Genomic DNA, 6,912 nt, shown 5'->3' on the forward strand with positions numbered 1-6,912 from the left:
AAAAAACTAAACAATTCCATTTATTCAAAAAAAGCTAATAATATTAGCCAATATTTTCAAATTTGGGTCATAAAATTAGGGGATTTCTTCCAAAAAAGGCCCATCCCAAATATTAAGAGTATGCCAAAAAAAGACAACTTTCCCAAGAAATTTTGATACCTATCAAAGTAAACGTCAGGTTAAATAATAAGGGAAAACCTCCCATTGAGGAGGGAATTATTAAACAGAAAAAAGAAAAATTAACAGGGTGATTGGTAAAATTGAGAGGACCTGAGGTAGACACACGACAGAAAAGCTTCCACCTTAGCTCTCCCATGTTTCACCCCTATTAATTTTATTTTAACTATTTCAGCTAAGTTGAGCTATAAACCTGACCGATAAAATAAGCTTCCGAATTAATCAATGTTTTTAAATAATCCACTAATAATTCCCTCTACAAAAGTGAGAGGGAATTAATAACAAAAGAGTTGTACTCGAATTTTATCTTAATTTTGTCCACTTTTCTTTCGCCCCCTTCTTTTATGCTTCTTCAATACTTGCCTCCTATATTTCCTATACCGACTTTTATCCACCATGACCCTTGTGGACCTGGAATAACGATTATGTGATTTTATTCTAGGAGATCCAGCACACCCAGCCAAAAGCATAAAAAATATTAACCCAATAAGAGCTGTTGATCTAGTGTTTAAAAGGTACATTAACAAAAAATATCAAATAAAAAAAATAATTAATATAGACAGGATAGATAAGGTTTTGAAAGCACCAATACCTTATCTATCACTTTTCAAATATATTTTAATAATGGTAGAAAGATAAAAAAGATGATTTTTTTTATGGAGATAAACAGGCATCGTATTGAAGTATCCGTTACATTCTTCAGATAACTTTCTGTATTACTTCCTTACTTCCAAATACATGAGTATTGATACTTCATGGGAGTCCCTCATTTTGACATCCCAAATTATTACTAATAATCTCCAAAGCCAATAATCAATTGATAGGATTCAAGACATGATAAACCACTTTATTCTTTGGTTAAATTCAAAGAAGTAAAATGCTACCTCCTTTCTTATAAACATCTAATAACGTTATCCATTTTAGAAATATTTTTTTACAAATAATTATTCATAAAATAATTAATGAATGGATAATTTTCTTAAATACCTTTTCAAAAAAATATTATAAAAAGCCAACAAAAGACCTCAGGGCAATTTATTATGGCAATAAACTACTAGAAAGATCATTAAATTTAACTAAAATTGCCTCTCAATTAAATAATAAAAATCTTCTTTTATTATTTATATTAATCTAAATAAAAATCCTGTTTACTATGAAAAAAATTGTTTTCCTGTTATTAATAGCTATCTCATTCAGCTGTACTTCAGAAAAAGAAAAGACAACAAAAAATAACATAGAAGAATCCAAATCATTGAATGAAAAAACAAACTCCCAAGAAGAAGTTAAGGAAGCATCTACTTCACCAATAAAAGAGACAAGCCTGGAAAAAGAACAAAACAATTTGGTTACTGCCTTTTTAAATGACGTAAGTAATTTAGAAAAGGAGAGCAATGGAAATCCCATCGTAAAATTTCAAGAGATTGCACAAACTTCAGCTCAAAAAATAATCCCAGTAAATAAAGAAAATATGGAAGCAGTCTTGAAGAAAGCAAAGGCTTATAAATATTGCGTCATTACCACAGGCGATCATACCATAATCAAGATAGATAACCTGGAAAATTGCAAACCCTCCGGGTCCTGGTCTACTTGTATGCCTTATGGAGAAGGGTTTATTAAAAAGGGGGCACTCAAACCGGTAAAGGATTACGCCAATTTTGTTATCGGAAGACCCGATTCTCAAAAGCGAATAGCCTATTTATTTAATTAAGTTTTCCAAAAGCTTGCTCTTCCCAATAGTAGGGGAATTTGATTTATTTTAGAATTCCCCTTCTTCCCTGAAGCTTTTTACTCATGGCATAATTCTTTCTGAATAACCCATCTACTAAAATCTATAAAGCTTGGCATAAAAGCCCCAATTTTTAACAACTAGAATTCAACAACTGCTAAAAAGGATTTTCGAAGGACACGCCCTTTTTTTATTGTGATTCCTGTGTCGCTTAGAATTTAGATGAATTAGCAATGGCAATTTGTGCGTTAGCTCTTACAAAAGGACCATCATCAAAATCATTATCTTCATGGGGATTCGACACTGTAAATTGTGCAATGGCTCCCTTTTTAAAAATGAGACACATACTTGAGCCCCCATAATTAAACCATCCTAGCTCCTCTCCTTTTTTCACTTGTTGACCAGCTTTTACCTGTATATTTACGGAAGAAATTTCGGTAATTCCAATTGGCATGACACACACCATTCCAATAGTAGGGTCATCACTTTCAATAAATATCAAACCCCTTGTGTTTACATTTGCCTCATAACCTTGAGAATATGTCCCAGCCGTTGGATCCCAACCTTCCATTTGAAGTTCAGAAAACAAAAATCCCGGTACCACTTTTTGATACACAACTGTGCCGGAAATAGGTGATCTCCACCTGTGGTAATCATTCTCATTTAAAAAGGTCTGAAACACATCTCCTCCAACAAAATAACCCACATAGCGATTGTCAAGCATATTTTCCAGGGAGTAGGGTTGATCCTTAATTTCAAAATCTGTTTCTTTTTTAACTTTTCTTGCTATTCGGTAAACCGTACCATCATTTGCTGATACTATTACTCTTTTATTATCTCTCTCTTGAATTTTACCACCAATTATATGATTCGATACCCCATCAACAGGACGGGTTATGTCAATAATTTGTCTGTGAAAATAATCGTTATATGATTTGAATCCCCAATGAACCGGATCTCTCTTTATTTGAGATTCATTGACAAACTCAGAAAGCTTATTCTTTTTAACCGCATAAGGACTCAACCAACCATCAGAAGAGGTTGTAATTACATTCAGTGAATCTGGGGAATCAAGATAGTCGCACCATGCCTGCAAAATATTTCTAAGACAAGTGTTGAAATCCGGATCCCTGAAAACCTCCCACCCCGTATTCGTTGCCATCATATAAACAAACAATCCTGACATGGGAAAGGTAGAATGACTTAACTCGGGTTCAAATCTTGGGGCTCTCCCAATAATGTAATTCATTGTCATCAACATATCGGAAATGGTCTCAATACAATATTCTACAAGGGGTTCTTTTTCGTGATGAATATTGAGGCCTTGATGAATCATGGTATTTACCTTCTCTTTCAATTGGGGATTGTTTTCAAGAAGGAACTCCATATTTTTAATGGATTCTGCGAGTTCATAGGATTTTCCTTGTTCCTTTTTTTCTTTAGCCGCTTTTTTAACCAGGTTACTCAGCCATTTCCCAATATATTTTATTTCCTTAGGCAAGTAACCTGAAATCACTCCAAAACGCCTCTTGTAGGCTACCTCAAAGTTCGAAGGGAATTTCTTATGTTTTGTCGATTTCTTTTCTATTTTTTGATTTTGATTTCTGGCCATATTACCTATTTCTTAAATAATTATAGGTGATTTCACAAAAGCTACAACATGCCATTTATCCTTTTAGTTTTTATTTTCACCGGATATATTTAAACAAAGAACAGGCATTCCCATTAAGTATACTTGATAGAAAAATCAAACTTCTTGAAGAATTAACTTTGGCAAATGAAATGTGATTGTTCCAACATTTTATTATATAATGATAAAAATCAGAAAAGTATAGGACTATAATTAAATGCACAAGTTTCCAATATTTGAAAAACCTTATCCCAAAGGAGAGCCTTAATGAAGGATTATTCTGTGGACCCTTGTCAAGAAAAAAAAACTGCCTCCCTTGTAGGGAGGCCGCCAACTATAATAAAAATTAAATTTATTGCTTCAATACTTTTCGCACCCACTGCTTTTCCCCATTGTCTATAAGCAATTGATACATACCCGATGGATACCTACTAAGATCAATAGGAGTTTGTTGGCCTTTAGATTTTTTCTTCATCAGTTCTTTTCCACGAATATCCAAAACCCTAATACTGATTTGGGTAGACTGTCCCTTATCAATTTGAAAACGATCCAGTGTTGGATTTGGGTAAATATTAATACCATACAAAAGCTCCGGATCATCTGTGCCCAAAATCAGATAATCTACACATGTGGAAATGACATTACATGTTCCATTGCTAATTTCAACAGCATAACTTCCACTTTCTGTAGGAGTAAAGCTTTGACTCCTTGCCCCTTCTATTGGGGTCTTCTTATTATTGCAGTCCAACCATTGGTAACTATAACCCGACACATTGGCCTTAAGGTGGTTATCACTTTGGAACACTCCACTTTCGATACCACTTATAACTACTTGTTGTGTCTGCTCACTGCTATTCCCGCTTTCGTCAGTAAATGTCCACACAATTTCGGTGCTCCCTACAGCCTTAATAGGAAAAATGGAAGTATCCGTTGTCCCCTTGATAGTTCCCCCACAATTATCTGTAGCTGTAGGGGCCTCTGGTAAGCTCTGTGAACATTCGTCACTTAATGTTATCAAACTGAATTCATCTGGTATGGGGGAATCATCGTCCACTACTGTAACCTCAAATTCCCGATAATCACTATTACCATTTTCATCACTCACATTTATTCTTACTAGAGTCGTTCCATTTACTATGGTTCCCACAACAGGAGATTGAACAAAAGTCAATGTAGCACTACAGTTGTCGCTTACATTCAGCAAAGAGCTATAATCTGGCAATGAAGCCTGACAGTTTGCAAAGGCAGAAATCATCTGGTTGGAAGGCTGCTCAAGGGTTGGAATACCATCATCAACAACAGTAACGGTAAACTCCCGGCCATCACTATTACCGTTCTCATCACTCACGGTAACTCTTACCAGAGTTGATCCACTTACTTCAGTCCCTACCTCAGGATCCTGTGCATAAGTCAAAGTAGCACTACAGTTATCACTTGCATTCAAAAGTGTACCATAGTCAGGTAATGGGGCCTGGCAATCTACAACAGAAGAAAGGGTTTGATCTGAAGGTTGATCCAAGGTTGGCTGGACATTATCCTCCACGTTCACAATAAACTCCTTGTAATCACTATTTCCATTCTCATCACTCACTGTAACCTTTACCAGGGTTGACCCACTTACTTCAGTCCCTACAATAGGATTCTGGTCATAAATCAATGTAGCACTACAATTATCGCTAGCATTCAGAAGGGCACTATAATCAGGCAATAGGGCCTTGCAATTGGAATCAGAAGAGAGCGTCTGATTTGAAGGTTGCTCCAGTTTTGGTGAACTATTGTCCTCCACAATGACAGAAAATTCACGGAAATCACTGTTTCCATTCCCATCACTCACGGTTACCGTTATCAGGGTTGATTCACTTATTTCAGCCCCTACATCAGGGTTCTGCTCATAAGTCAGGGCTCCTCCACAATTACTAAGGGCTTCCACTAAAGGGAAATACTCGGGTAATGAAATCTTACAATTAACTCCTAAATAAAGATGCTGGTCCTCTGGTTGCTTTAATACCAAACAAGGTTTATAAAAATAGGCCGAGCCCGAATTATACCCATTAGCTTTCGAATGAGGAGCTCCTACTACCAACTGATTTCCGACATTACTTACTGAATAGCCAAACCAATCTCCCTTAGCACCGTCAGAGGGAATCAGCTTTTCCTTCTCACTCATATTTTCCCAACCAGTTTCAGGCTTCTCATAAACATAGGCCGAACCCGAATTTATCCCATTATTGGCATCCCCATAAGCTCCTACCACCACTTGATCGCCGGATATACTCACAGAAATACCAAATCTATCATCAACACCATTATCAGAGGCTGTTAGCTTTGCCGTCTCCGTCATATTTCCCCAAGCAGCTCCAGGTTTCTCAAATACATAAGCAGAACCGGAATTTACTCCATTATCGGCCTTCCCATGTGCCCCTACTACCAATTGATCATTTGAAATATTCACTGAAACACCAAAATAATCGTTAGCAGCACCATCTGAAGCTTTTAATTTTGCGGTCTCAGTCATGTTGACCCATCCAGCTGCTGGTTTCTCAAACACATAGGCCGAGCCGGAGTTTATCCCACTTTCCGAATCCCCAATTGCCCCTACTACAACTTGATCACTGGATATATCCACTGAAACACCTAAACGATCGTCAGCTGCCCCATTTTCAGCTAACAACTTGGCCGTCTCAGTCATATTTTCCCAACCAGTTTCAGGCTTTTCAAATACATAGGCCGAGCCGGAATTTTCACCATTTTCAGCATCCCCATCAGCTCCTACCACCACCTGATCGCCCGAAATACTCACAGAACACCCAAAATGATCGTCTTGAGCTCCGTTTGACACCGTCAGCTTAGCAGTCTCAGTCATGTCAACCCAACCATCTACTGGTTTTTTAAATACATAGGCCGAGCCGGTATTGGATCCATTGTCAGCATCCCCATAAGCCCCCACAACCACTTGATCACCTGATATACTCACGGAATACCCAAAATGGTCGCCAGGATCCCCATCAGAAGCAGTCAGTCTGGCCTGCTTTACCCAACTATTGCCATTGTACCAATTCACCAACACCAATTCCTGACCAGGGACTCCTATGATGGCATAATCTCCATCCATGGAAATAGATACACCGTATTGATCATCCTCATTAGTATAAAAATTCGGACATACTACTTTTTGTGTTTGGCTTATACTTGTCAAACCATCTGCTGGTTTTTCATATACATAGACAGAACCTGAATTTTCACCATTTTCATCCTCCAGATAAGCTCCTACCACCACTTGATCTCCCGATATACCCACGGAATAACCAAAATGATCATTAGCTTCACCGTCCGATGCCGTCAATTTGACCGTTTCATTCATCTCTTCCCAACCACCTTC

The 6,912-nt window shown here is 37.3% G+C and carries 3 protein-coding genes; 1 reads left to right on the plus strand and 2 read right to left on the minus strand.

Annotated features, from left to right (window positions below; genetic code table 11):
• Nucleotides 1–1,330: 1,330 nt before the first annotated feature.
• The gene (locus E1171_RS11155) at nt 1,331–1,885 is read left to right on the plus strand and encodes a hypothetical protein (RefSeq protein ID WP_155206086.1); all 555 of its coding nucleotides are present in this window, start codon (nt 1,331–1,333) and stop codon (nt 1,883–1,885) included.
• A 229-nt stretch (nt 1,886–2,114) separates the two neighbouring features.
• Here E1171_RS11155 and E1171_RS11160 read toward each other — a convergent pair whose 3' ends face one another.
• Complete coding sequence (locus E1171_RS11160; protein ID WP_155206087.1) at nt 2,115–3,515, minus strand: phosphatidylserine decarboxylase family protein; 1,401 nt, start codon at nt 3,513–3,515, stop codon at nt 2,115–2,117.
• A gap of 370 nt (nt 3,516–3,885) precedes the next feature.
• Nucleotides 3,886–6,912 (minus strand): T9SS type A sorting domain-containing protein (locus E1171_RS11165; protein WP_222931471.1); only part of this gene is annotated, 3,027 nt, incomplete at its 5' end.

Origin of the sequence: Xanthovirga aplysinae (assembly GCF_009711365.1) — a bacterium.
Taxonomy (GTDB): domain Bacteria; phylum Bacteroidota; class Bacteroidia; order Cytophagales; family Cyclobacteriaceae; genus Xanthovirga; species Xanthovirga aplysinae.

Excerpts from the sequence above, each read along its gene's own strand:
- E1171_RS11155 (WP_155206086.1), top strand. The coding sequence starts at position 1,331 with ATGAAAAAAATTGTTTTCCTGTTATTAATAGCTATCTCATTCAGCTGT.
- E1171_RS11160 (WP_155206087.1), bottom strand. The coding sequence starts at position 3,515 with ATGGCCAGAAATCAAAATCAAAAAATAGAAAAGAAATCGACAAAACAT.